Below are 23,905 nucleotides of genomic sequence, written 5' to 3' on the forward strand. Positions count from 1 at the left end.
TTAAGGTACGCGTCGACGTTGAACGGGAAAAACGCTAAACTCAAAACTGTTGTCGAAGTCGGCGCCGCGACCCTCGTCGGCGCCGCGGCGGCCTATTTAGCCGTCGGCCGCGGCGCAGTCCTCGCGGCCGTTGTCGCCCTCGTCGCCGGCCTGGCCATTATCGCCGTCGCGGCGGGCTGGCCGTCCCGCCGGCCCTGGCTCCTGCCGGTTTTCTTCTGGGCCGCGCTCTCGGTCCCGCTCGTAAAACACCTCGGCCCCGGCGGCGGCATCCCCGCCGTCAACGCCGACCACGTCGTCGCCTACCCGGTCGACTTCGTAATACTCCTCGGCCTGGCCTGGGTATTCCTATCCAGGTTTAAGGAGGAGCGACGTACGCGCGAAAGGCCGGCGGCGCTGGGTCGCGCGCTGGCGGCCTTATTCAAACCGGACCTCATCTCCTGGGCCGTAGCGGCCTCGGCCGTCGCGACGGCGCTTTCGCTCTACCACGCGCCGAGGCTCGAGCCGACTTTATCCGCGTTGGTAGACGTGGCACGCCTTTACGCCGTATACGTACTCTTTCGGCAGCTGGCCGCCGCCGGGCCGCGGCCGGTCCTGGTGGGCCTTCTCGCCGCGGCCGCGGCGCAAAGCGCGCTCTGCCTACTCGAGTTCTTCGCGCAGAATAACTTCGGCCTGTGGGAAAAACCCGGCTGGGGCGCGTTCATCTTCACCGGCGCGAGTCCGGAGGCCGCGCGGTTTCTGATAGCGCGCGCCGGCGGGACCTTCGAGCCCAACGTGACGTCGCAATTCCTCCAGATGGCGCTGCCGTTTGCCGCGGTTTATTTCCTGACCGCGGCCGCGAAGCGGCGCATCCCGTACGTGGCCACCTTCCTATTGGCCGCGGCGGCGATGTTCGTTACCTTCTCCCGCGGCGGCTGGTTCGGGGCGGCGGTGGCTCTGGCGGTCGTCGTCGCCGGCGCGTGGTTGAAGAAGCAGGCCGTGGGCGCGCGTACGGGGGCGCTCGCGGCTATGGCCGCGGCGGGCGTCATATTGCTCATACCGGCGGTCGCGGTCGTCCTGGCGCGCGGCGCCCAGGGCGACCAGCTGTCCGCGGCCTATCGCCTCGCCGACTGGCGCGCCGCCTTCGCGATGATTCGGGACCACCCGCTGCTCGGCATGGGTAAAGGCAACTACCTCGAGCTGGCGCGCTTCTACAACCCGTGGACGCTCGAGTACCCGGTCCACAACGTCTACCTGCTGTCGTGGGCCGAGACCGGCGTTTTGGGGCTGGGCGCCTTCGTCGCGCTGCTGGTCGGAGCTTTCCGGGCCGCCGTGCGCGCCGTCCGCGGGAATACCGGCGTCGACGCCGCCTTCGGCCTGGCCGCTTTCGCGGCCTTCACCGGCGTCGCCTTGCGGATGTTCGTCTCGATGTCTTTCGTGCACCCGTTCGTAAGCCTCTCCTTCGTCGCACTCGCGGCCGCCGCGGCGGCCGCCCGGCCCCCCTCGGCCCGTTAAACCGTGGCGCGCGTCGTCCTCATAGGGTTGGACGGCTTCGGCTACGACTTCGCCAAGCGGAGCTTCGCCGCCGGGTTAATGCCGTTCCTGGCCGACCGCGCCGCGGCCGGCGCTTTCGGCGCCGCGACCTCGACCATACCCCCCGTCTCCACCGCGGCCTGGACGACGGTAACCACCGGCGTCGGCGTCGGCAGGCACGGCATCGTGGACTTCCGCCGCCGCGAGATGGCGAACTACGGCTTCGCCAAGCCGGGGCGGTTGATAAACAGCACCGACGTACTGGTACCGCGCGTCTACGACCTCGCGAGCCGGGCCGGCCTGAGGTCCTTCATCCTGAATCTCCCGGTAACTTACCCGGCGGCCCCCGTCAACGGCGTCCTGGTGGCGGGGGTCCTCACGCCGCCGGGTAGCGACCGGGGGTATTGGCCGCCCGACTTCCGGAAGTACTTGGCCGGATACGCCTACGACCTCGACGAACCGGTGCCGGCCGGCCTGGCCTCGCTGTCCCGGCGGCTCGAGGAGTTGGCGGCTTCCCGCGCGCGGGTGGCCGCGGCGGCGTTCGCCCGCGAGCGCTTCGACTTGGCGGTAGTGGTCTTCACCGGCCCGGACCGCCTCTTCCACCGCTTCTACGACGACGCCTACGCGGGGGCCGGGCCCGACGACTTCCCGGCGGCCGCGGCGTCCTACTTCCGGGCGCTGGACGCGGCGTGCGAAAAGGTGTACGAGGCCTTCGGCGCCGACGCGGCGCTCATCGTCTGCTCGGACCACGGCTTCGGCCCGGGCCCGGACAAAGCTTTCTTCGTCAACCGCCTGCTTAAGAAAGAAGGCTTGCTGTCGGTCCGTGCGGACCCCGCCTCGTACGCCGTAAACGTCCTCTTAGGCGGAATAAAGAAGTTGTTCGGCGGCGGCCGGCCGCTGCCCGTGAATTGGCGCCGCACCGCGGCCTACGGCTTCCCGATGTACATGCGTTGGGGCGGCGTCGCCCTGAACGTCGCGGGCGAACAACGGGAGGGGAAGGTGCGGCCGGCGGAGGTGGCCGCGGTAGCGGAAGACGTTAAGCGGACGCTGCTGGCCGTCGCGGCGCCGGCCCCGGGCCTCGTAGAATGGGTTAAAACGCGCGACGAACTATACGCCGGGCCGGTCACGGCCGACCAACCGCACCTGGTCTTCCAAGTGCGCCGCGACGCCGTCGTGACGGAGGGAAAAGGACCCGGGCCGCTGGTCGCGCCGTACCGAAACGCCGCCAAAAAGGGCGAACACGCCGTCGAGGCGATGGCGCTCGTCGTCGGCGCGGGCGTGCCCGCCGGCGAAAGCCTCGCGATGAAGCTCGAGGACATAGCGCCAACCGCGGCCGACTTCCTGGGGCTCGAGTGGCGCGGGATGGACGGCGAGCCGTGGGGTAAGGGCCGGCCGCGTTAAGCACGAGAGCGCGCGGGCGTTTTTACCTTGACGGCCTTCGGAATAATGGTTTATAATATCGCAAGTTACAAAATACTAAATATCAGTAAAATCTTGTGGCGTACATCTAATGGCACGTTTAACGCCCAGAGAAGAAGCTAAGCTTCGCCAATACGAGGATTTGCTCAGGCGGGAGTCGCACGCGCTGATCTTCGCGCCGCTCGCCAGCCTCTACGCGCGACAGTTCGACTTCCAAAAGGCGGTCGACGTCCTGCGGCGCGGCCTGGCGATATACCCCAACTACTTCAGCGCGCACGTCCTCCTCGCCCGGTGTTATATCGCTTTGGACAATTTCGACGCCGCGGCCGCCGACCTCGAGAGCGTACTCGGGGCGGACCCGTACAACGTATCCGCGCTGGGCCTGTTGGGCGACGAGATGCGCAACCGCGGCCGGTTGGCCGAAGCCCGCGATCACTATTTGAAGATACTCGAGATCGAACCCGATAACGAGGAATACGCGTACAAGCTGGAACTGCTCAACACGTTGATCGAGGGGAGCCCCTTTGCCCGGGAGGCGGAGGTCGCCGTAGAGGAGGCCGAAGCGATAACGCCGCCGACGCCGGAGGTAATAGAAGTCCCGCCCGTGCCTCCCGAAGTCGAAGAGGTGGAGACGGCTCCCGTCCTCGAGGAAGCGGAGTTGGCGGCGGCCCAGCCCGCGGAAGCCGGGCCGGCGGCGGCCGAGCTCGAGGAAGCGGAGGCCGGGCCGGAGGAAATCGCGACCCTCACGCTGGCCAAGATATACGAGGACCAAGGGTTCTTCGTGCGCGCGCGGGAGGTAATAGACAACGTCCTGGCGCGCGAACCGGACAACGCCGCCGCCCTGGAGGCCCGCGACCACATGGAAACGCTCGTAGCGGGGGAAGAATCGCCGACCGGGGCTTCGGTCGTCCGATTAATCCAGAAGGTGGAAGCGGTATCCGGTTTGCTGGAGCACGACGAGCTCGAGCTGTGGGAAGAGGTCTCGGCCGGGGTGGAGGACGCGCTGAGCGGCTTCGAAGAGATTACGGTGGCGCAAGCGGTGGCGGCCGCCGCGGGTTTGAGGTCGTTCGACGACTTCACGCTCGGCCGCGACAACCGCGCCGCCTGGGAACTGGACATGCCCGGCGTAGCGGCGACGGCGGGGGAGGCGGGCGCCGAGGAGATGGACGTGGAGTTGCCGCTGTCGCCGGCGTTCGACGGGTCGGCCGGCGTCAACGTCGCCGAGTTGGCGGCTCGAGCCGCACCCGGGATAGCGGGCGAGGACCTGTTCAGCATAGGATTGGGGGAAACCCGGGCCGAGGGCGTCGATAGCGTCGACCTCGCCGGGGTCGTTCCCGCGCGCAAGGGGGAAACGGGGGCCGAAGAATTCGCCCTCCCCGCCGGAGCGGAGGCCGCCGCCCCCGTAGAGGAAGCGGCCGAGGTTGGAGTTGGCGAGGCCGCCGGCGAGGACGAGCTGGCGGTAAGGCCGGAGCGATACCAACCGCGCAAGCCGCTCGAGCTCGAGCGCGAACCTTTCGAAAAAGACGAGGATTTCCTGAGTTGGCTTGACTCCATCAAGCTGAAAGAACTGTAGCCGGCCAAGGAACGGCCGGCACGCGCGCCGGAGGTCGTAGTGGACTTCAAACAGATGTTAACCGGGTTGCTGGAGCGGGTCGAGGGAACGGTAGCCGCGTTCTTCTGCGGCACCGACGGCATCGGCGTCGAAAACATAACCATTCATCCGGACCTGGAGACGGCGGTGACCGAAGTCGAGCTCGCGACGGCGCTCAAAGTAATATCGGACGTCTCGCAAAACCTGGCGCTGGGGCGCGTGGCCGAGCTCCTGTTCGAAACCGAAAAGATCACCATTTTAATCGAAAAAACGCAGGAAGATTATTTCCTCTGTCTCCTCTTAAAAACCGGCGGGAACGTGGGTCGCGGCCGCATCGAGCTGAAAAAGCTCGCCGCGAAATTGGCCAAAGAAATTTAACCAGGGGCGAGCGACGTGAAGAAAGCCACGGAAGTGCTGAACAGAATCGCCACCCTCGACGGCGTGCGGGCCGTAGTCCTCGTCTCGGGCGACGGCTTTCCCTTGGAATCGGTGATTAGGGACGAAACGCTGAACGCGGAAGAGGTAGCGGCATTGGCGCGCGACGGCGCCGCCGCGGCCCGCGAGATGGTTAATGACATGGAACAGGGGCAATTCGTCCAGGGGGTGTTCGAGTACTCCAAGGGCGCGATACTTCTAACCAACCTTCCGCTTCGGATGACGCTGGCGGTGGTAATGTCGCGGGGGGGCAACAAAGCGGCGTTGTGGAACGCCGCCGCGACGGCCTTCCCCGAAGTCATCAGGGCCCTCTAACACGGCACCGGCCGCGCGACGGCGCGGATTATCGACGACGTACGTGCTCCAAACGGAGCACCAGGCCAGCGCAAGCCGGCACAGGCGGCGCCAAAACGCTGGCCTAAATTAACGGCGGCGCAATATAGACACCGACTTTATAAATATACGAAAAATCCCGGCCGTCCGTAGACGACCCGGCAGGAATAGTAAACGCTATGAGCTATAAATCCGTATGGGATTTCGGCAGAGCGGGCGTCACCAACTACAGCGTCCACCGTATCGGGGAATATCCTACGAAAATAAGGCCGCTCGTTATCGCGAAAATACTAGAACGGTTTTCCGAACCGGGCGACGTAATTTTGGACCCGTTTTGTGGTTCGGGCACCGTTGCCGTGGAGGCAAAGCTACAGGGAAGGCATTCCGTTAATTACGACGTTAACCCAAAAGCCGTAGAATTGACGAGAACGAAGTTACAAAGACTCGATCGCGCGGAAATGGACGCCGCGATTAAATTCCTTATCCAAGAAGCTACTAGACAGAAAGGGAATACGAGTAAGAAGTACGAAATCGTAAACCTCGAGAAAGAAATTAAAAAACTCCGCGGCCGACTCGAAGAATTAGAAAACGGTAACGGGGTTATTAATAAAACCGAACACGAAACAGCCGTGTGTGACGCGAGGTCCTTACCTCTAAACGACGGATCGGTGGACGCCGTAGTGACGGATATACCGTACACAGGCATGATCGAATACTCCGAGATTGAAGGTGACTTGAGCAACTTAGATTACGAAGGGTTTTTAAACGGCATTACCGATGCGTTCTCCGAGGTCCACCGCGTATTGAAGAAAGGGAAATATTTCTGCTTATTCATAGCCGATTACAGGATAGGGGCTTCTCGGAAAATTATCCCCGTACACGCGGACGCCATCAAAATAACGGAGGATATGGGCTTTCCTCTATTCGACTTATACGTTTGGCGCTATTACAGGAGTGGCTCGTTTCGTCCTTTCGGGAAACCGCCGTACCAAGCGATGAACGTACATAGCTACATTTTATGTTTCTACAAACCTACGGGCGACGAAAAGGAAAAACCAAACCGGCCCATCAGGTACAGGCCTAGGCTTAAAGAAAAATTAACAAATAACGAGATTCGCGAACGAAAACCGCTTTTTGAATAGGGGTGCCGGAGGCCTAAATGGTCAACAATTCGCACGTCTTCGTCGTCGACGCAAAAACTTTCCCGGTGCACCGGGACCGCCTTTTTTAAAGTCGAAAAACCGATCTTATTTGAGTACGAAGTACGAGATGAATCTATTAGTTTCTCCCGTACGGTTAACTGAATATTCGATATGATAAACACCAACGAGCTCCGAGCCGGCAACGCTATTGAACTCGACGGTACGCCGTACGTGGTGACGAAATTCGCCCACGTCAAGCCGGGGAAAGGGCCCGCTTTCGTCCGCGTGGGCTTGAAGAACCTCCTCACCGGCGCCGGCCACGAGCAGACGCTGCGCGCCGGCGAAAAGGTGAAACGCGCCCGCCTCGACGAGCGCAACGCGACGTTCATGTACGCCGCCGGCGACGAATACCAATTCATGGACGAGGCCAGCTACGAGGAGCTCGCGCTCAAAGCGGACGAGCTGGGCGACGCCGCGCGGTGGCTCAAGGACGGGACGTCGCTCAAGCTCGTCTTCTACCAGGGCCGGCCCGTGGCGGTGGAGGTGCCGACCTTCGTCGAGCTCGCCGTAGCCGATACCGAGCCCGGCGTACGCGGCGACACCGCCACCGGCGGCTCGAAGCCGGCGACGCTGGAATCGGGCGCCGTCGTCAACGTTCCGCTTTTTATCAACGAAGGCGACGTCGTACGCGTCGATACGCGAACGGGCGAGTACGTGGACCGCGCGAAATAAACTCCCGGCCCGTTCCTAAATACTGCGAGGGGAAGCCGTCTTGAATATCGGAAAACTTAAAAAGATCCTCGACCTTATGGACGAGCGCGGCATAGCCGAAATCGAAATGCGGTCGTGGTTCCGGACGGTCCGCATAAGCCGCGCCGCCGCCGGCGCCAACGTCTCGTTCATCAGCGCCGGCCCGGTCAACCCGGCGCTGGCAGGACCGGCCGGGAAGGCCGCGGCGCCTCCCCTACCCGGCGGCGAAGCCGCGGCGGTCGCCGCCGAAGCCGAGGCCGCCGACGAAGACCTGATCGTAATCAAGTCGCCGATGGTGGGTACGTTCTACCGCGCGCCGGCGCCCGACGCCGACCCCTTCGTCGCCGAGGGCGATAAAGTATCGCGCGGCGAGGTCCTGTGCATCATAGAAGCTATGAAGATTATGAACGAGATCGAAAGCGAACACGCCGGGACGGTGGCCCGCATATACGTCGAAAACGCCGCGCCGGTGGAGTACGGCCAACCGCTGTTCAGCCTTGAGGCCGCCTAGGTCGGTTAAAAGTGAGCTCGAGTTGTTCGATAAAATACTAATAGCCAACCGGGGCGAAATCGCCGTCCGCGTCATCCGCGCCTGTCGTGAGATGGGAATCAAAACGGTCGCTATATACAGCGAGGCCGACGCCCGGAGCCTCCACGTCCGCTACGCCGACGAGGCGTTCTGCATCGGCCCGCCGGAAAGCGCCAAGTCGTACCTCAACGTCCCGCGCATTATTGCCGCCGCGGAAGTCACGGACGCCGAAGCCATCCACCCGGGGTACGGCTTCCTGGCCGAGAACCCCTACTTCGCCGAGGCGTGCGAGGCCTCCAACCTCGCCTTCATCGGGCCGACGTACGAGACCATAACCGACGTGGGCGACAAGGCCTCGGGGCGCCGGATAATGGCCCGGGCCGGCGTCCCGGTCGTCCCGGGCAGCGACGGCCCCCTTAAAACCGAAGACGACGCGCTGGACGTCGCCGAAGAGGTGGGCTACCCGGTGATGGTCAAGGCCGTCGCGGGGGGCGGAGGCCGCGGCATGAGGGTCGTCCATACTCCCGCCGCCCTCGCCAAGGCCTTCGCCACCGCCTCGGTCGAGGCCGAGGCCGCGTTCGGCAATCCCGAGGTCTATATCGAGAAATTGGTCCCCCGCGCGCGCCACGTCGAGGTCCAGATCCTGGGCGACGGCCGGGGCCACGTCATTCACCTGGGCGAACGCGACTGCTCCATCCAGCGGCGCCACCAGAAATTGATCGAGGAATCGCCGGCGCCGGCGCTGCCGAAGAAGGCGCGCGAAAAGATATTGGCCGGGGCCGTCACCGCCGGCCGGGCCGTGAATTACCGTTCCGCCGGCACCATAGAATTCCTGGTCGATGAGGACGGCTCGTTCTACTTCATAGAGGTTAACGCTCGCATCCAGGTGGAGCACCCGGTCTCGGAGATGGTGACGGGCGTCGACATCGTAAAAGAACAGCTGCGCCTCGCCGCCGGCGGCGGCCTGGCTAAAAATTCGCCGCCCACGGAAGGCCACGCCATAGAGTGCCGCATCAACGCCGAAGATACGAACCACGACTTCCGCCCGACGCCCGGCACGATAACGAACTACGTCCCGCCGGGGGGCCCGTGGGTCCGCGTGGATACGCACATTTACCCCGGGTACGCCGTGCCGACGCACTACGACTCGCTGCTGGCCAAGCTCATCGTGTGGGCGCCCGGCCGCGACGAAGCCATCGCGCGTATGGCGCGGGCGCTCGCCGAAACCACCGTCGAGGGCGTCCCGACCACGATCCCGTTCCACTATCGCGTCGTACAATCCCGCATGTTCAAAGAGGGCGAAATATCCACGGATTTTATCGCCGAACTCGAGGCGAGCGAAATAAAGAGCAAGGGGCAATAGGGGATAACCCGACGTTATGGCGCCGCTGTCGCTCCGCACTTGGCTCACGGGCGCGCCGCCGAACGGCCGGGACGTGGCCGGCGCGTGCGCCGTCGTCGTGGACGTTCTACGCGCTACCTCCACCGTCGCGGCCGCCCTGGGCCACGGCGCCGCCTGCGTTATCCCCCGGGCGGACGTCGACGAGGCGTTCGCGGCGCGCGCCGAGCTCGAGGGCGGAGGCGAAGAGCCGCTGCTGGGCGGCGAGCGCGGCGGCTTCAAGGTTCCGGGGTTCGACCTGGGAAACTCGCCGCTCGAGTACGACGCGGAGCGGGTGGCGGGCCGGCCGGTGGTGCTCTGTACTTCCAACGGCACCGCGGCGCTGGAGCGGTGTCGCGGCGGGTCGCGCGTGTACGCCGCGGCGTTCGTCAACGCCGGCGCCACGGCCGCGGCCGTCGCCCGGGGCGCGGAACCCGTCGTGCTGTGCTGCGCCGGCAAAGAGGGCGCGCCGTCGCTGGAGGACGTGTGCTGCGCCGGCCTGCTGGCGGCGTCGCTTTTAAAGGTTTACCCGTACGAGGCCGACGACGCGACGACGATGGCGCTCCTCTGTTGGCGGAATTACGAGGCCGACGTACCGCGGCTCCTAAGGACGTGCAACCACGGGCGGTACTTGGCCGGCCTCGGCTTCGAAAAGGATTTGGAGTTCTGCAGCCGTGTAGACGTTCTTCCCGTCGCCGCGGCGCAACGTGACGGCGAAAAGCTCGTCGCCGTTGCGCAGGGCTAACCGAGGGGGCACGATGGCACCGGAAAACGACAAAAGGAAAGCGGCCGAGGACCCCTACCTCGCGCGGGCCCAGGAGTACGTGCGAGACGGCCGCATATCCGCCGCGTGCGCCGAATACCTCCGCTACGCCGATAAGTGCGAGGCGAGCGGCGACCTGATGACCGCGATCAAGTACTACTACAAAGTCGACGAATACCAGCTGCTCGACATCAGGGCCCGGAAAAAACTCGCCGAACTCCTGGCCGGGGTAGGCAATAAATCGCGCGCCGTATCCACCTATCTCGAGGTCGTCGACGAATTCCTGACCCAGGGGTTGGCGGAAGACGCGGTCGACGTGCTGCGGGACGCGATGGCGCTCGTACCGGACCGCCTTACCCTGCGCTACCGGTTGGCCGAGCTTTACGAACAGGGGGGGCAATCGCAAAAGGCCGTCAACATTTACCTCCAGGTGTTGGAGGAACACCCCGAAGAGGTAGGCGCGTGGGAAGCTCTGGGGCGGCTGTACACCAAACGTAATTCGCTGGAAGAAGCGGTGGACGCCTACCTGCGGGCCTGCCGCATCAACGAGCAAACCGGAAACCTCATCGCCGCGGCCAAGGACTACGAAGCCGTAGCCGTCCTCAAAGGCGACAACGCGGCGGCGTTGAAGAACCTCATCGATATTTACAGCCGGCTGGGGTTCAAAAACGAGATGGTCGCCCGGATGGTCGACCTCGCGCGCTTGTCCGAAGAGCGGGGCGAAAAAGAGCGAGCCCTTTCGATCTATTCTAAAATAATCGAAATCGACCCCGGAAACGAAGCGGCGCAGACCAGACTCGGCAAGTCCATCCAGGTAATTTCGGTCTTGCCGACCGGCGACAGCCTGACCAAAGACGAAATCCCCGCGCCCGACGAGGGCCCTCCCGAGCCGGAGGCCGAGCCCGCGCCGGGCGAGACCGCCTTCCCCCCGGAGCGCGCCATCAAAACCGTGGACGACCTGCTGGGCTTCCGGCCCGACGCCGGCGAAGGCGACGTCGTCGAAAGCCCGCAGGTATGCTACGACCTCGGCCTGGCCTACCTCGAGATGGGTATAACGGAAGAGGCCATCCACTACCTCCAGCTAGCCTCCTACGATCAGGGCCTGCGCATCCGCGCCTGCAACATGTTGGGCTTGTGCTTCCTGGAGAAGGATATGCCGGACATGGCGGTCAAGGAATTCGAAAGGGGGCTCTCGACGCCGGGGGTTTCGGAGGACGAGGCCGTCGGGTTATACTACAACCTCGGCGTGGCCTTCGAGCGGCTGGGCGACTACCGCAGCGCCCTGGACGAATACCGCAAGGTCTACGCCATCGACGTCGACTACCTCGACGTCCGGGATAAAATCCGCAGGCTCCGCGCCCGCGACGGCGGCTAGAAAGCCTTGACAGGATTAGGCCGGTATGGTAATAAACTAGGTACCCGTAGGCGGGAATAGCTCAGTGGTAGAGCGCCACCTTGCCAAGGTGGATGTCGCGGGTTCAAATCCCGTTTCCCGCTCATCGAAACGCCGCCGGCCTCCGGCGGCTTTTTTACGGCCGTTCCGAGGGAATGCCGGCGCGAAGCTGATATAAAAAACACCCGGCGACGTGCCGGGTTTTTGGTTAGGGCGTAACGGGTTACGCCCCTACCGGAACAACGCCTTGATCCGCCCCACCGACGAGGGCGCGACCGCGGGAAGCGACTCGCGGAAGTACTGGATGCGGTGGTTGTAAGAATCGGCCACGTATACCCGATTACCCGTAGGCGTAATGGCGGTACCCAGGGGACGGTCGAATTCCCCGTCACCGGGTCCCCGCGTACCCCATTTACCCAGAAAGGACCCGCTTGCCGTAAAATACTGGACGCGGTAATTAAAGGCATCGGCTACGAAAATCCGGCCAGCCGGCGAGGCCCCAACGCCGGCAGGCCTGTTGAATTGGCCGTCGCTGCTCCCGTACGACCCCCATACGCCGAGGAAACTACCCGTCGACGTAAAGTATTGAAGACGATGGTTTGAAAACTCAGTGACGTATACCTGAGAGCCGGTTGAGAGGAAGGCAAGGCCGTTGGGCTGATTAAACTGGCCCCACGCCGTACCGTACGAACCCCATTTACCCAAGAAGGAACCGCTCGAGGTGAAGTATTGGACGCGGTGGTTTTGGTTGTCGGCGACGTAAACGTTACCGTTGGGCGCGACCGCTACTCGTATGGGGTGGTCGAATTGGCCGTCGCCGGTCCCTAACGTACCCCATTTACCGAGGAACGACCCGCCGGCGGTGAAATATTGTATGCGGTGTCTTTGTGTATCGGCGACGTAAACGTTGCCGTTGGGAGCTACGGCCACGCCCTCGGGATAATAGAAATAACCATTGCCCGAACCTAAGCTGCCCCACTTACCGAGATAAACGCCCGTAGGGTTGAAGTATTGGATACGATTATTGTAGGTATCGACTACGTAAACGTTCCCGTTGGGCGCCAAAGCCACTTCGCGAGGCCTGTCGAATCGGCCGTTACCGGTGCCCCGCGAACCCCATTGGCCCTCGTATACGTAATCGGCTAACGCCGGAATCGCCGCGACCGCCAAAACGGCTACCGCGGAAAACACGATACGTTTCATATCTACTCCTTTACCCAACTAAGAGGCCGCCCGGGAGGGCAGCCTATGTAGGGGCGACTGGCCAGTCGCCCCTACCTAAACAGCGCCTTTACGCGGCCGAGGGAGGCGGGTAAAATCGCGAGGTCGTCACGCCAATAAATATAATAACGGTCCGTGGCGTCGTCGACGACGTACAACAAAATATCGTAAGGGGGGGCTGTAGAAGCGGTATAACCCAAGCCCACGGGGGTTTGTATTCCCGTGATAATCGGTACGCCGTCCTCGTATACGGTATGCGTACCCATATCCGAAACGTAAAAATGACCATAACCGCCACACCCGGTAGGCCGCCGGCCCGGCCCGGCGTACGTGCCGATGAGCGAACCCGTTTTACGGTTTAAAAGGGCGATTATATTACGGTCGGGAATCGCGACTATGAAACCCGGCCACGCGAATTCGCAATCGGCGGGGCCGTCGAACGGGCATCGGAAGGAATTTACTAACGATCCTTGGGTGGTCGTCTCGTATATCCAAGACGTTCGGCTATTGGTAATAAATAAACCGCCGCCCGGTTCTCTTGCTATACCCCACGCGCCTGCCCCGCCGGGCGCCGGGAAACTAGAAATTATTGAACTACGTATCCACCAGTAAAAATAAATGTGCGGATTAGCGCCGGCCATGACAATATAACCCGCTTCGGGACCACCGCCCCCATAACCCTGGGGATTGGGCCCCGGCGTAGGGTACGAGGCGTATAATTTCCAAGCCCCCATAGCTGCGGTAGCGGCCGCGAAGCTTATGAGAACCGCTAAGGCGTTAACTCTTTTCATTTTACTTATTATTCTCCTATCGTAACGTTGTCCTCGCGGGCCGGCTTGTAGTTGTGCTTCGTCGCGGTGAGCTTGCCGTCGTCGAAGCCGAATAGGAGGTCCTCGAAGGTGCACCTACCTTCGGTGCCGGTCGTAGTGGTCAGGTAGTACCAACGTTCCCAAAGGCACACCTTGGCCCCCGGTACCGGTTGGTTACCGGTGGTCGTTACCGTAACCTGAAGGGTCTTCATCGTACCGTTCGCCCACCATTCGTAGTCGATATTTAACGGCGCCGGCTCCGCGGTCCACAGCTCCATCGTCGGGTCGCCGCCCAAGTTTAGCACATATCCGTCGTAATGACGTTTACTTGTTCTTATATAATCCGTTCGGGCTTTCGCGACGGCCCGGCCTACGTCGTACATACCTTTATTAAGGAGGTAGTCGAAAAGATAGTCGTGAGCCAGGTTGAAGCAACCAAATATAGTTCCCGGGCAAGTGTTTCCAATATAAGCGACGCCCCCGCCGTAGTCGTCGCACAGGAACTCCTCGCCCAGGCACTCCTCGGACTCCGCGTTACGCCAATCGTACTTGAACGTGCTGCAGGCGTGGGCGAAGTGAAGGCCGTATTTGCCCCCGGCGTTTACTTCCTTTAACCCGTGGGCGAACACCATATCGTTAGTTATCGGTACGCCTTCGTCTACCGTAAATTCCTGAATATACACGCCGGGGCCCCAACCCGTACCGTGCGTGAGAATGTAGTGACACAAAGGGTGGCCGTGAGTGGCGAAAAAGGTTATCCCCGGGCCGTCCGCCAACGCGTCGTAGATGTGATGGGGCCTGGGATAGTTAGGGTACCTCTTTGTGCTATCCTCGTATATCTCCGTCTTTGACCACGACGAAAAGTATTTATCCTTCATTTTTATACATTGGCCTTCGTCGTCGCTGAAGTCGGCGCCGATGAGCAACGCGTCGTTCACGTACCCGCTGGGAGGTTCGGTCTCGTATTTTATTAGCTTGGCGCAATAGTTACCGGCCTCGATTTCAGCCTGTGTAGTCGCGCCGGGCTCGCCCGGCGGGTCGACGTCGCCGATGGGTACCCGGCCTACGAAGACGGTGGGATGGAACGACGCCGGCCGGGACCCCTCGGTCCCCCAATAGCCTACTATGTCGTTATTTTCTTCCACCAACTCCGGTTCCCAATCGCCCTCGAGGCAAGTGTAGTAAAGGTCCGAGACGTGGATATAATAATACCCAGGATATAAGTAACGCGACGGAACTACGCCGTACCGGCCCCATTTATCCCATGTACTTTTGTAAGCGCCCGGCGGCGCCGCGGTATCGCCGACGAGGAAGAAATTCTCGGTGCTGTATACGTCGACGACGGCCTTCATCCAGTTTCGGATCTTTTCTTGTTTATCGTCACCTTCTTCCCAATTATCGACGATGTCGTCCACCTTGACGATGTGTAGGGGCTCGCCTTTACGCATTTTCCACTCGTAGAAATCCTGCAACGCGCCCCACACGTCGCCTTGTTCCTCATAATCGCCTTGTCCCTCGCCGTACCACCATTTCTCGTTCGTGATAACGATGAACGGGAAGGGGTAGGACGGTTCGGCTTCGTGGTCGGGGTCGAGGTAACCTTCCACCTCGTGGGGAAGATTGTACTCGTAATATTCCGACTCCGCGGGTTTGACCCACGGTATTTCCTCGCCGTTTACCGTTTCGGTGCCCCATTCCATAACGTCTACGTAGTTTACGGGCTCGCGGTTACCTAATACGTCGTCCGGGTTCAGGACCTGTTCCTCGACCATCTCGCTCCACCGGTCGTAGATGTCGGGCCATTCGTGGCGCTCGGCGTCGGGCGGTACCTCCGGCAGCGTATACGTTACTCGCACCGTTACCGAGGTATAGAGCGTCAGCTCCTCGTCCGCGGGGGTCCACTGCAACGGGAAAAGGTTAAAGTCCGCCATTAAATGCCCGCGCGATTCCCCGGCCCCGGCGTCCACGAGTATATTCTCCGGGAAAGGTTCCTCCAGGGCGTATATATACGTATCCGGGTCGGTGAATACCCACTCATAATCGGACGGGTCCACCGGGTCGCCGTACCCCGTTATCCTCGGTAATTGTCCCGGGTAAAGGTAATAGTCGCCTTCGACCGGTTCCGAGGTGTACGACGTTATCTCTACGGCCGTTACCGTCGAGCCGAAAGGTATGCTGAAGCTGTAACCCATCAACGGTAGCTGGGGCTCGCTCGGTACGTTATACAAAACGTTCCTATCGCCGTATTTAACGATTTCGTACGCCGTTGCGCCCTCGGTAATTTCGGAGAATACGAGGTCTTCTTCCGAGAACGTCAACGTCGCCTGTACCGTGTCCGCCGCCGCGGGCCCGGTGAGAATCCCACACGAAAATGCTACGATGCTTATTATCGCGTACGTTTTCATTTCCTCGCTCCTTTATTTTTCGAACCGCCAGAACTTCTCCGTTTCGTCGTCTACGCACCAAAGATACGTACCGTCGTAGGCTAAGCCAAGGGGATGGCCGCAGGGCGCCGCGAACGACGTCTCCGCCGTCCCCGCAAACGTGTATTTATATATCTTGGGGTTACGGCCGTACGTGCCGATATATAGGTACGTACCGTCGTCAGCCATGCCGAAGTATTTCTCTTCCGTAGTACTCGGGCCGGGGAAAGAGCTTACCGTCGAACCCGTTCCCGTATTGATTTTATACACCCATCCGCTATTCCCGTCTACCTCGTATAAGTTGCCTCCGGCGTAGGTCATATCGTACGGGTAAATGTTTTCCGTAATTATCGGGGCCTCGTCGCTGCCGGCCTTATAAATTTTCTTCTCGCCGGCGATTGAAACCCAGATATAAGAACCGTCCCAAGCGAGGCCTTTGTGGGCACTGGTTTTTTGATGTCCCGCTCCCGGCGCGGTGAAAGAACTTGCGATTGAACCCGCGGTTGTTAGTCTATACACGGTTGGGTAGATATGGGTACTGCCGTCCTCTTCAGGGTCATATATATAATCGTCCAAATATAACAAATAAGTACCGTCGTACCCCAAACCTTGCGAAATCCGATCTGGCCGGCTAGTGGTTTCGGGCTCAAGCTGGAACATAGCCGTCCCATCGCCCGGCGCTCCGTACGCGGGTTTGAAGTTTATCTGGCACATTAAGATTAAACAAGCGCCGAAACATACCACGGCGAGCACCGGCCATAAGTTCTTCCTAATCATAATCGCTCCTTCCTGGTTAGGGTAAATATAAAACGGCTGCCCTGGCGGTTACGCCGACAGCAGCCGTTTTTCATTTTCACGCATATCTCCCCTTTGAAGCCCCACCGACAGACCCCGATAACGAGACGCTCAAGGTCCTTAACCTTAAACCCACGCACATTAGACACTAGAAAACTCCCGTTGTCAAGTAAAAAATAACCTTAATACGAAATATTTAAAGAATAAAAAAGGGCCGGTTCTCCGGCCGCATTTCTTCACGTGCACCTTACACCCTCGCCATCGGGCGTACTTATTCCTTCAGAAATAATCCCACGTCTTCCTTAACAAGTATGTCTCCCCCCGTCGGTCGCGCTGGGCCGAGACGATCCAACCGCCCCACCCGGCGTGGACCTCGCCGGTAAGGCCGGCGGCGCTTGACAACGCCCCGCGGTTATGTTTTACTGGGAGAGCCGACGCGGGAATAGCTCAGTGGTAGAGCGCCACCTTGCCAAGGTGGATGTCGCGGGTTCAAATCCCGTTTCCCGCTCACCGAAAAGCCGCCGGTGGCGGGCGTTGCCCGGGCACCGGCGGCGTTTATGGCGGCATAGCCAAGAGGCTAAGGCGAGGGTCTGCAAAACCCTTATTCCCGGGTTCGAATCCCGGTGCCGCCTAACGGGCCCGGCACCCGCCGGGCCTTCGCGGATTCAACGGAACCCGCGGCAACGTTCCGCAAGCCGAAAACCGAACCCAACCGGGTGGTTATATGGGCCGAATTACCGTTCCGCTCCTCGTGCTTCTCGCCGCCGTTTTCGCCGCGCCGAGCTGCGAGCCGACGCAGGAGGGTTACCGCGAAGCGCGGGAAAACTTCGACGACTTCGTAGGGTTAAATTGCCCCAGCGAAAGCCGGGTCGCGATCGCGCGTACGATGGGCGCCCGGTCCGAGGACGTGCGCGTCGTTCACTACGGCCCCACGGGGCGGCCCGACACCACGAACTACTTCGCCGCGCTCGGTCGCGACGGCGACGTGCTCGTCGGCATATTCGACGAAGCGCCCGGGAACGTATCCGAAGTGCAATATGAAAACGAGTTCGGCGCCGACGACTTCGTGTGGGTCGTGAAATGTCTCCGCAACGACCGGCCGTTCGGCGACCGTAAGGTGCGATACGGCGCGGCGCTAACGGTCGGCGTGCGGCGCGGCGTGAAAGACATCACCGTAGAGTTCGTCGACGGGTGGCTCGAGCCCTCCCAAAAGTGGAGCACCGGCGAAGTTAAATTGAACCCGGCCGGCACGGCCCTGCTGAGCGAAGGCCACGGCCTGGAGTTCGCCGTTCGCTCACCCTGAACCGGTTCCCGCGAAAAGGCCGCGACCAACCGACGCCCGAGCGCGAATTACCCACGAAAAAAACCTCCCCCGCGGGGGAGGTTTATTAGTCAAGCGAGTTCTCGCCACGAGCGCTTACTCCGGACCGGTGGAGACGTCGACCGAGCCTTTTACTACGCTTATGTGGATGGCGTTATTACCTTCTCCGGCCTTGCCTTTATAACTATTTCCTACCAAGCCGCCGTACTTCTTGAGGGGAAGCGTCGACGTAACGTCGCCGGAAACGGTATTCGCCGCGATGTCATAGTTGTCGGTACCGCCCAACAACGTCAAGGACACGTCGCCCGATACGGTGGAGAGGTCGTAAGCCGCGCCGGCCGCCGGCAAAACGGCCGCGAGCGTTAATTCCCCGCCCACCGTATTAAGTTTGACCTTTTCGGTGGGCAGGGCCGCGTTTCTCACGCTCACGGCGCCGTCGGCCACGGACACGTTCACGGCCTTATAAGCGTCGGCGATTTCGACGTCGCCCCTCGCCACGGACGCCTCGACCTCCGGAACACCCGTCACGGTAACGTTCCCGCCGGCTACCTTGACGTCAACGCGGCCGAGGCCGGCCGGTACGGTCACGTCGAAATCCACGCGCACGTCCTTGGCCCGGCGCACGTCTCTGGGATACTTAACCTTCACGTGGACGGCGTCGCCCTTCTCCTCAACGTCGACGGTGACGTCGTCGAGGTCGCTCGCCTCGGCCGCCGTCTTCGTCGCCGTCACGACGATCTCGTCGCCGGCGACCGCCACGTTAACGTCGCCGCTCGCGTTGGCCAGGACGAACTTTCGCGCCGACGCGCCGCCGGACCACGCGAAGGTTTCACTCGCCGCCGCCGCCCACGCCGGAAAAAACGTCAGCGCCGTCAAAAGTGAAAACGCGATAATCCTCGCCATACCATCCATCCTCCTCGCCTCTTTGCCGCGCATATCGTTAATGGGCGGCCGAAGCTTTGGTTTTTCAACAAGCCCATCGGGGTCGGCTTCAGCGCCGCGCCCCGCCGTTACAGATACCCGCCGAAGAATATCAGGTACCCGGCGACGAGCGGCGTACAGCAGAAGAACATCCCGCTCGCCCGGCCGAAGTAGGACCCGTCCAGGTAGATGTCGCCGTCGTCCTCTATGCGGCCCTTATAGGAACCGTCGATATAGATGTCGCCGTCGTCTTCGACGCGGCCGTAGTACGAGCCTTCGCGGTAGATGTCGCCGTCGTCTTCGAGCCGGCCGGCGTACGAGCCGTTCACGTAAACGTCGCCGTCACTCTCCAGCCGGCCCCGGTACGAGCCGTCGACGTAGACGTCGCCGTCTTCCTCGATGCGGCCCTCGTACGAGCCGTTCACGTAGATGTCGACGTCGGCGGCCGCGCAGGCCGCGGCGCCGAGGAACGCAACCGCAAACGCCGACCAAACGCGACAAGTCATAAGGTTACTTCCGTTTCTCACGCTGCCGTACGCGCCATTTTAACCGACGGCGGGGCGGTTGTTCAAGGATAAACGTTGCGGGCCCCGTAAACGTCTAACTTGACATAAAACGTGCGGGATTATACAATACCAGGAGGTACGTAATGGCTACCACGGAAAAGGAAGCGAAAATGGGTACCGACGCGATATCGGCACGAACCGTCGCGCCGCTCGGCCGCTTATCGACGGCGCTGTCCGTCGCCGTTTTGGCGGCCGCCGTGGCGTCGGTGGGCGGAACCTCCTGCGGCCCCGTCAAGTCGTCGCACGAAACGGCCGGCGTCGTCAAAACGGAGGACTTCGTCGCGGGCCAGATCGTAGTCTGGTTCGACGACGACCTCGGCGACGCCGCGGTCGACGAGTTCGTCGCGAAGACGGGCGGCGAGATACTCGAGCGCAGCAGCGTCACGCCGTCGCGGGTGGTCGTGGCCGTCCCCGCGGGCGAGGAGGACCGCTACGTCGAAGCCTACCGGCGATTGGAAGAGGTCCGGGCCGCGGATAAGAATTACACCTTCCGGGCCTTGCCGGAGGGCGGCGGGGCCGGCTCGAGCGACGCCGGCAAATATAAAATAAACGGCGAGTAACGGAACGAGCCGGCGAGGCCGCAACGGCCCGGGAGGGGCTGCCGCTTTTTACGGGCGGCACGTCCGCCGGCGATAACGTACGTCCAAGAAAGAGGTCTCTATGCCGTACCGTATACTGTTGACGCCGCGACTCGTTAGGCCGGGCCGGCTGGCGGCCGGTGCCGCGGCCACACTTCTAATCGCCGCGTTCGCAACCCCTCCTCCCGCGAACGCCGCGACGGTCAAAACGTCGTACGACGTGGACGGCGCCGGCAAAAGCGCGGAATACGTCCCGGGCGAAGTAGTAGTCCGGTTCGCGGACGCCGTGAGCGCCGCCCACATAGACGCCGCCGTCGAGCGAGCCGGCGGCAACGTCGTCGCGCGCAGCGCCGTCACGCCGTCGCGGGTCGTCCTGGCGGTCCCCGCGGGCGAGGAAGAATCGTACGCCAAGAGGTTTCGAGCGCTGCGTTCGGTCCGCGCGGCGGAGAGAAACTACGTCTTCCACGCGCTCTGGAAGCCCAACGACCCCCTCTACCAATTCCAGTGGCACTTCAACAAGCCGGGATTCATCTACGCCGAGCAGGGTTGGGACGTCGAGCGCGGCGACCCGCGCGTCATCGTGGCCGTCATCGACACCGGCGTGGCCTACGAAAACCATCCCATCCCGTCGTACGAGCGGGAAGAGGTCGACGGCTCGAGCTACGTTCAGGCGCCGGACCTGGCCGGCACGAGCTTCGTCGCCGGCTACGACTTCGTACACGACGACGAACACCCTAACGACCAGAACGGCCACGGCACCCACGTCACCGGGACGATCGCGCAGACGACGAACAACAACCTCAACGTCGCCGGCCTGGGCCACCTCTGCAGCATAATGCCGATACAGGCCCTGGACAACTCGGGGGGCGGGACGTCCGCCGACATTGCGGACGGCATAGACTTCGCCCGGGAGAAGGGCGCCCACGTCGTCAACATGAGCTTCGGCGGGAGCGCCTTGACGGAAATAATCAAAACCGCCTGCGACGACGCCGAGGCCGCGGGCCTGGTCCTCGTCGCGGCCTCCGGCAACGACGGCGCCGACACCGTACTCTACCCCGCGGGTTACGACAGCGTCATCGCGGTGGGCGCCGTCGATTACGACGGCGAGTTGACGTGGTACTCGAACTACGGCATAGGCCAGGAACTGGTAGCGCCGGGGGGCGATACCAAGGTCGATAAAAGCAACGACGGCTACCCCGACGGCGTATTGCAGATGACGTACGACCAGATGTACGAGCCGGGACTGCTGCCGGGCTTCCCGGAGGCGCTGGCCAACGTAACCACCTTCACCAGTTACTTCCTCCAGGGGACCTCGATGGCCTCTCCCCACGCCGCCGGCCTGGCCGCGCTCATCATCGCCAGCGGCTACACCGACAACGACGACGTGCGCAATAAATTGCGCGGGTCCGCCACGGACAAGGGCCTTCCGGGATACGATACCCAGTACGGCTACGGCCTTATCAATTGCAAGGGCGCGCTCGAGCCGGGCGTCCCGGAAGTCGACGAGTGCGGCAACTGCGCGCAGCTCTCGCTGGCCGAGATCGCCCTCTTCTTCGGCCTGTTCTTCGGCGCCTACGGCCTTATATTCGTCAGACGTAAGTTCAAGGCCTAAACGGCGCGACGTTGAGAAAGAAAGGCCGCCCGCTCGGGCGGCTTTTTATTACGACTTAATTCCGGCGAAATACCCCGAAAAACGAACGCCGCTCCGGGCGTTAAAGCGAAAACCAGCAACAACCAATTTTAAATAAAAAAAGGCCAGGCGCTCTTCGACGGAAGAACCGACTTTAAAGCGCTATTGCGCTTAACCGATTATAAGCTACTATACCAATCGCATTTGTCAAGTAATTAAGTTTACCCTTGACATATGCAAGAATTTATTTTAAATATAACACGCTTTTCTTAAGCAGGCTGGCTCCCCACGGGGTAGAGGATGCCGCGGCCGGCGGTAACGAGGGGTTAAATAAAAACTACGCCGACGCGTCAGTAAGCATCTACCTGGGTTGGGCCTTAGGCCTGCCCGGGATTTTAATTTCGGTTCGTCGCCGGCGATACGGGCCCCAAGGAGCCGTTATGAGGGTAAGGCCGGTTATCATCGCAATGATAGCGTTTACATTTGTTATGACCGGTTCGTCGTTCGCGCCTCCGCCGCCGTCGTATATATCGTCCTTGTTCCCCGACGACGCCTGGGAGAAGTCCCGCAACGCCGTCAAGCAACTGTACGACCCGGCGGAATTACGGGAATATCGAATATACATCTTCCCCGAAATCGTCGGGCCGCGCTACGTCGTGCGAGAACTACACGGGGAACCGTTGGAAGGTCCCGACGCCAAAAGCTGGCTGTTCTTCGTGGACGAAGTTCCGCCCGCCGACTGGGGGCATCCGTGCCGGGTGGTATTCATAACGACCGACACGTGCGAGCTAACAGATTATGAGTGCCGGTTCCCGCCCGCGAACGTCGACGAATTTCGGGACGTAACTAAAGAGGCGTTGGCTTTGTTGTGCGAATAAACCCTTTTAGGGCGCGGTTGGAGGAGGTGATTTTTATAGCGCGAGAACGGGGCGGTTAGGATGAATAGTGGGGATAGGATAATTTACCGGGGATTAAATACCGACGGAGGTCCTTACATGTATAGAAAAGCGCTACCGTTCGCAGCGGCGCTGGCGATTATACTCGCGGCGGCGGCGATCGCCCAGGAGGAAGTCGCGCCGGGGGATATGTTCCTGAAGGCCGAAAGGTTCAAACTCCGCAGCGATGACGCATACAAAATAGTAGTAACCGAGGTCTTCAAGGGAGATATCGGCGAACGGGAAGTTTACAACAGCCCGGGGCCGGTCCGCGCCGGAACCGTAATTGAAGACGTGATGGGCCACAAGTTCGACGCCCCGAAAGTAGACTCCTGGGTATACTTCGTCGACGACGTACCCGGGGCGGACTGGGGCCATCCCGCTAAACTGGTCTACGCGGACGCGATGAAAGGCGCACCCTCGGTAATCGATTGCCATTTCCCTCCCAAGATGCTACCCGCGTTTGGGGGAATCACAAAAGGCGCCGCCGAGGAAATCGGCCGCATTAAGGACTATGAGTGGTGGAAAGAAATCAAGGTCCCGGCCTTAGAAAAGTACCCCTTCAAAGAGCCCTCGAAGAATAAAAAGTATCACGTCCTGATAAGCGGGGGCGTAAACGCTTGGATGAATAACCCTCGCTATCTCAACGACCTCAAGTTCATATACTACACGCTTCAAAAAAGATTCGACGGCAACGGCGACGACAACGTCTACGTTATATATGCCGACGGCGTAAGCGTAGACCTCGACGGGGACGGCGACAACGACGTAGATTACGCCGCGACGGAGGCGAACGTCGTGGGTGTACTAACGACGTTGGCCGGGAAACTCGGTAAGGACGACATACTCTTCGTCTACGTAAACAACCACGGCGGTTACGAAAGCGGCAAAGACTGCTACATATGCCTTTACTACGCCGAGCAAATTACGGACGACCGGTTCGCCGCTTTGATCAATAAAATCCAGGCCGGCCAGATGAAGTTCGTCTTCAAACAATGCTACAGCGGCGGCATGGTCGACGACCTCGCCGCGCTATCGGGCAGAAATTTAGTCGTCGCGACCGCGTCCAAATATGACGAGTCCGCATACGGTGCCGAATCCCCCCCGGGATTTGGCGCGGATGGATACGGCGAATTTACCTATTGGTGGACGGCCGCAGTTTACGAAGGCTATCCGCCGACCGTTTTCCCCGGAACCCATCCGACTTCTCCGGACCCTAAAACCGCCGACGTGAATAATGATAATAAGGTCAGCATGAAAGAGGCGTTCGACTTCGCGAAGAAGTACGACAGGCGCCCGGAACACCCGCAGTACTACGCCTCCCCCGCGGCGGCTAACGAGTGGACCCTATGTACGAAACCTTGCGGATGCGGCGAAGCGTCGGCAGCCGAAGCCGCAGCCTTCTTCGGATTCTTCGCCGCGTGCTACGGAACCATTTTACTACGGCGGAAATTTAAGAGTTAG

At 61.2% G+C, this 23,905-nt stretch carries 21 protein-coding genes and 3 tRNA genes; 19 read left to right on the forward strand and 5 right to left on the reverse strand.

All coding sequences use genetic code 11. The features are described 5' to 3' along the window. Positions 1-18 precede the first annotated feature (18 nt). The 12 genes from VMX79_06290 to VMX79_06345 all read left to right on the forward strand — a co-directional run bounded on the left by VMX79_06290 (position 19) and on the right by VMX79_06345 (position 11,346). Entirely contained in the window at positions 19-1,491 is a 1,473-nt protein-coding gene (locus VMX79_06290; GenBank protein ID HUV86706.1) for an O-antigen ligase family protein, read from the forward strand. A gap of 3 nt (positions 1,492-1,494) precedes the next feature. After that, positions 1,495-2,910, forward strand: a complete 1,416-nt coding sequence (locus VMX79_06295) for an alkaline phosphatase family protein (protein HUV86707.1) — start codon at positions 1,495-1,497, stop codon at positions 2,908-2,910. A 109-nt stretch (positions 2,911-3,019) separates the two neighbouring features. Then, on the forward strand, positions 3,020-4,501 hold the full coding sequence (locus tag VMX79_06300; GenBank protein HUV86708.1) for a tetratricopeptide repeat protein: 1,482 nt from the start codon (positions 3,020-3,022) through the stop codon (positions 4,499-4,501). Between the two features lie 39 nt (positions 4,502-4,540). Further along, on the forward strand, positions 4,541-4,897 hold the full coding sequence (locus VMX79_06305; protein ID HUV86709.1) for a hypothetical protein: 357 nt from the start codon (positions 4,541-4,543) through the stop codon (positions 4,895-4,897). A 15-nt stretch (positions 4,898-4,912) separates the two neighbouring features. After that, positions 4,913-5,269 (forward strand): roadblock/LC7 domain-containing protein, encoded by a 357-nt coding sequence (locus VMX79_06310; protein HUV86710.1) that lies wholly within the window; start codon positions 4,913-4,915, stop codon positions 5,267-5,269. 197 nt (positions 5,270-5,466) lie between these two features. After that, the gene (locus tag VMX79_06315; GenBank protein HUV86711.1) at positions 5,467-6,429 is read left to right on the forward strand and encodes a DNA methyltransferase; all 963 of its coding nucleotides are present in this window, start codon (positions 5,467-5,469) and stop codon (positions 6,427-6,429) included. Positions 6,430-6,600: 171 nt separating this feature from the next. Continuing rightward, positions 6,601-7,161, forward strand: a complete 561-nt coding sequence (gene efp, locus VMX79_06320; protein HUV86712.1) for an elongation factor P — start codon at positions 6,601-6,603, stop codon at positions 7,159-7,161. 40 nt (positions 7,162-7,201) lie between these two features. Further along, complete coding sequence (gene accB / locus VMX79_06325; GenBank protein HUV86713.1) at positions 7,202-7,690, forward strand: acetyl-CoA carboxylase biotin carboxyl carrier protein; 489 nt, start codon at positions 7,202-7,204, stop codon at positions 7,688-7,690. 22 nt (positions 7,691-7,712) lie between these two features. After that, positions 7,713-9,071 carry an acetyl-CoA carboxylase biotin carboxylase subunit gene (gene accC, locus VMX79_06330; GenBank protein ID HUV86714.1) on the forward strand — a complete coding sequence of 453 codons (1,359 nt, stop codon included), beginning with the start codon at positions 7,713-7,715 and terminating at the stop codon, positions 9,069-9,071. A gap of 16 nt (positions 9,072-9,087) precedes the next feature. Continuing rightward, positions 9,088-9,831 (forward strand): 2-phosphosulfolactate phosphatase, encoded by a 744-nt coding sequence (locus VMX79_06335; protein HUV86715.1) that lies wholly within the window; start codon positions 9,088-9,090, stop codon positions 9,829-9,831. A gap of 13 nt (positions 9,832-9,844) precedes the next feature. Beyond that, positions 9,845-11,224 carry a tetratricopeptide repeat protein gene (locus tag VMX79_06340; GenBank protein ID HUV86716.1) on the forward strand — a complete coding sequence of 460 codons (1,380 nt, stop codon included), beginning with the start codon at positions 9,845-9,847 and terminating at the stop codon, positions 11,222-11,224. 50 nt (positions 11,225-11,274) lie between these two features. After that, positions 11,275-11,346 (forward strand) — tRNA-Gly (locus tag VMX79_06345). A 127-nt stretch (positions 11,347-11,473) separates the two neighbouring features. Here VMX79_06345 and VMX79_06350 read toward each other — a convergent pair. The 3 genes from VMX79_06350 to VMX79_06360 all read right to left on the reverse strand — a co-directional run bounded on the left by VMX79_06350 (position 11,474) and on the right by VMX79_06360 (position 16,472). Next, entirely contained in the window at positions 11,474-12,445 is a 972-nt protein-coding gene (locus VMX79_06350; GenBank protein ID HUV86717.1) for a 6-bladed beta-propeller, read from the reverse strand. A gap of 817 nt (positions 12,446-13,262) precedes the next feature. Then, positions 13,263-15,677: a C25 family cysteine peptidase gene (locus VMX79_06355; GenBank protein HUV86718.1), complete on the reverse strand. Its 2,415-nt coding sequence runs from the start codon at positions 15,675-15,677 to the stop codon at positions 13,263-13,265. Between the two features lie 12 nt (positions 15,678-15,689). After that, positions 15,690-16,472, reverse strand: coding sequence for a hypothetical protein (locus VMX79_06360; GenBank protein ID HUV86719.1), 783 nt, complete (start codon positions 16,470-16,472; stop codon positions 15,690-15,692). A gap of 454 nt (positions 16,473-16,926) precedes the next feature. Between VMX79_06360 and VMX79_06365 the strand changes: the two genes are divergently transcribed. From VMX79_06365 to VMX79_06375, 3 genes are all read left to right on the forward strand, one after another. Further along, positions 16,927-16,998 (forward strand) — tRNA-Gly (locus tag VMX79_06365). Positions 16,999-17,049: 51 nt separating this feature from the next. After that, positions 17,050-17,122 (forward strand) — tRNA-Cys (locus tag VMX79_06370). A 92-nt stretch (positions 17,123-17,214) separates the two neighbouring features. Continuing rightward, positions 17,215-17,793, forward strand: coding sequence for a hypothetical protein (locus tag VMX79_06375; protein HUV86720.1), 579 nt, complete (start codon positions 17,215-17,217; stop codon positions 17,791-17,793). A 114-nt stretch (positions 17,794-17,907) separates the two neighbouring features. Here VMX79_06375 and VMX79_06380 read toward each other — a convergent pair whose 3' ends face one another. Then, positions 17,908-18,714 carry a DUF4097 family beta strand repeat-containing protein gene (locus VMX79_06380; protein ID HUV86721.1) on the reverse strand — a complete coding sequence of 269 codons (807 nt, stop codon included), beginning with the start codon at positions 18,712-18,714 and terminating at the stop codon, positions 17,908-17,910. Between the two features lie 107 nt (positions 18,715-18,821). Next, positions 18,822-19,238: a hypothetical protein gene (locus tag VMX79_06385; GenBank protein ID HUV86722.1), complete on the reverse strand. Its 417-nt coding sequence runs from the start codon at positions 19,236-19,238 to the stop codon at positions 18,822-18,824. A 143-nt stretch (positions 19,239-19,381) separates the two neighbouring features. Between VMX79_06385 and VMX79_06390 the strand changes: the two genes are divergently transcribed. From VMX79_06390 to VMX79_06405, 4 genes are all read left to right on the forward strand, one after another. Further along, positions 19,382-19,858: a hypothetical protein gene (locus tag VMX79_06390; GenBank protein HUV86723.1), complete on the forward strand. Its 477-nt coding sequence runs from the start codon at positions 19,382-19,384 to the stop codon at positions 19,856-19,858. A 100-nt stretch (positions 19,859-19,958) separates the two neighbouring features. Further along, a complete protein-coding gene (locus VMX79_06395; protein ID HUV86724.1) occupies positions 19,959-21,488 on the forward strand; it encodes a S8 family serine peptidase in 1,530 nt (509 codons plus the stop codon). 458 nt (positions 21,489-21,946) lie between these two features. Next, positions 21,947-22,384 carry a hypothetical protein gene (locus tag VMX79_06400; GenBank protein ID HUV86725.1) on the forward strand — a complete coding sequence of 146 codons (438 nt, stop codon included), beginning with the start codon at positions 21,947-21,949 and terminating at the stop codon, positions 22,382-22,384. Positions 22,385-22,501: 117 nt separating this feature from the next. After that, the gene (locus tag VMX79_06405; GenBank protein ID HUV86726.1) at positions 22,502-23,905 is read left to right on the forward strand and encodes a C13 family peptidase; all 1,404 of its coding nucleotides are present in this window, start codon (positions 22,502-22,504) and stop codon (positions 23,903-23,905) included.

Source organism: bacterium, from assembly GCA_035529855.1.
In the GTDB taxonomy this organism is placed as follows: Bacteria; RBG-13-66-14; B26-G2; order WVWN01; family WVWN01; genus WVWN01.

What these genes read in the sequence shown, in the direction of transcription:
- VMX79_06300 (HUV86708.1), top strand. Translation starts at nt 3,020, where the DNA reads ATGGCACGTTTAACGCCCAGAGAAGAAGCTAAGCTTCGCCAATACGAG.
- VMX79_06315 (HUV86711.1), top strand. Translation starts at nt 5,467, where the DNA reads ATGAGCTATAAATCCGTATGGGATTTCGGCAGAGCGGGCGTCACCAAC.
- efp (HUV86712.1), top strand. Translation starts at nt 6,601, where the DNA reads ATGATAAACACCAACGAGCTCCGAGCCGGCAACGCTATTGAACTCGAC.
- VMX79_06335 (HUV86715.1), top strand. Translation starts at nt 9,088, where the DNA reads ATGGCGCCGCTGTCGCTCCGCACTTGGCTCACGGGCGCGCCGCCGAAC.
- VMX79_06340 (HUV86716.1), top strand. Translation starts at nt 9,845, where the DNA reads ATGGCACCGGAAAACGACAAAAGGAAAGCGGCCGAGGACCCCTACCTC.
- VMX79_06350 (HUV86717.1), bottom strand. Translation starts at nt 12,445, where the DNA reads ATGAAACGTATCGTGTTTTCCGCGGTAGCCGTTTTGGCGGTCGCGGCG.
- VMX79_06355 (HUV86718.1), bottom strand. Translation starts at nt 15,677, where the DNA reads ATGAAAACGTACGCGATAATAAGCATCGTAGCATTTTCGTGTGGGATT.
- VMX79_06360 (HUV86719.1), bottom strand. Translation starts at nt 16,472, where the DNA reads ATGATTAGGAAGAACTTATGGCCGGTGCTCGCCGTGGTATGTTTCGGC.
- VMX79_06375 (HUV86720.1), top strand. Translation starts at nt 17,215, where the DNA reads ATGGGCCGAATTACCGTTCCGCTCCTCGTGCTTCTCGCCGCCGTTTTC.
- VMX79_06380 (HUV86721.1), bottom strand. Translation starts at nt 18,714, where the DNA reads ATGGCGAGGATTATCGCGTTTTCACTTTTGACGGCGCTGACGTTTTTT.
- VMX79_06385 (HUV86722.1), bottom strand. Translation starts at nt 19,238, where the DNA reads ATGACTTGTCGCGTTTGGTCGGCGTTTGCGGTTGCGTTCCTCGGCGCC.
- VMX79_06390 (HUV86723.1), top strand. Translation starts at nt 19,382, where the DNA reads ATGGCTACCACGGAAAAGGAAGCGAAAATGGGTACCGACGCGATATCG.
- VMX79_06395 (HUV86724.1), top strand. Translation starts at nt 19,959, where the DNA reads ATGCCGTACCGTATACTGTTGACGCCGCGACTCGTTAGGCCGGGCCGG.
- VMX79_06400 (HUV86725.1), top strand. Translation starts at nt 21,947, where the DNA reads ATGAGGGTAAGGCCGGTTATCATCGCAATGATAGCGTTTACATTTGTT.
- VMX79_06405 (HUV86726.1), top strand. Translation starts at nt 22,502, where the DNA reads ATGTATAGAAAAGCGCTACCGTTCGCAGCGGCGCTGGCGATTATACTC.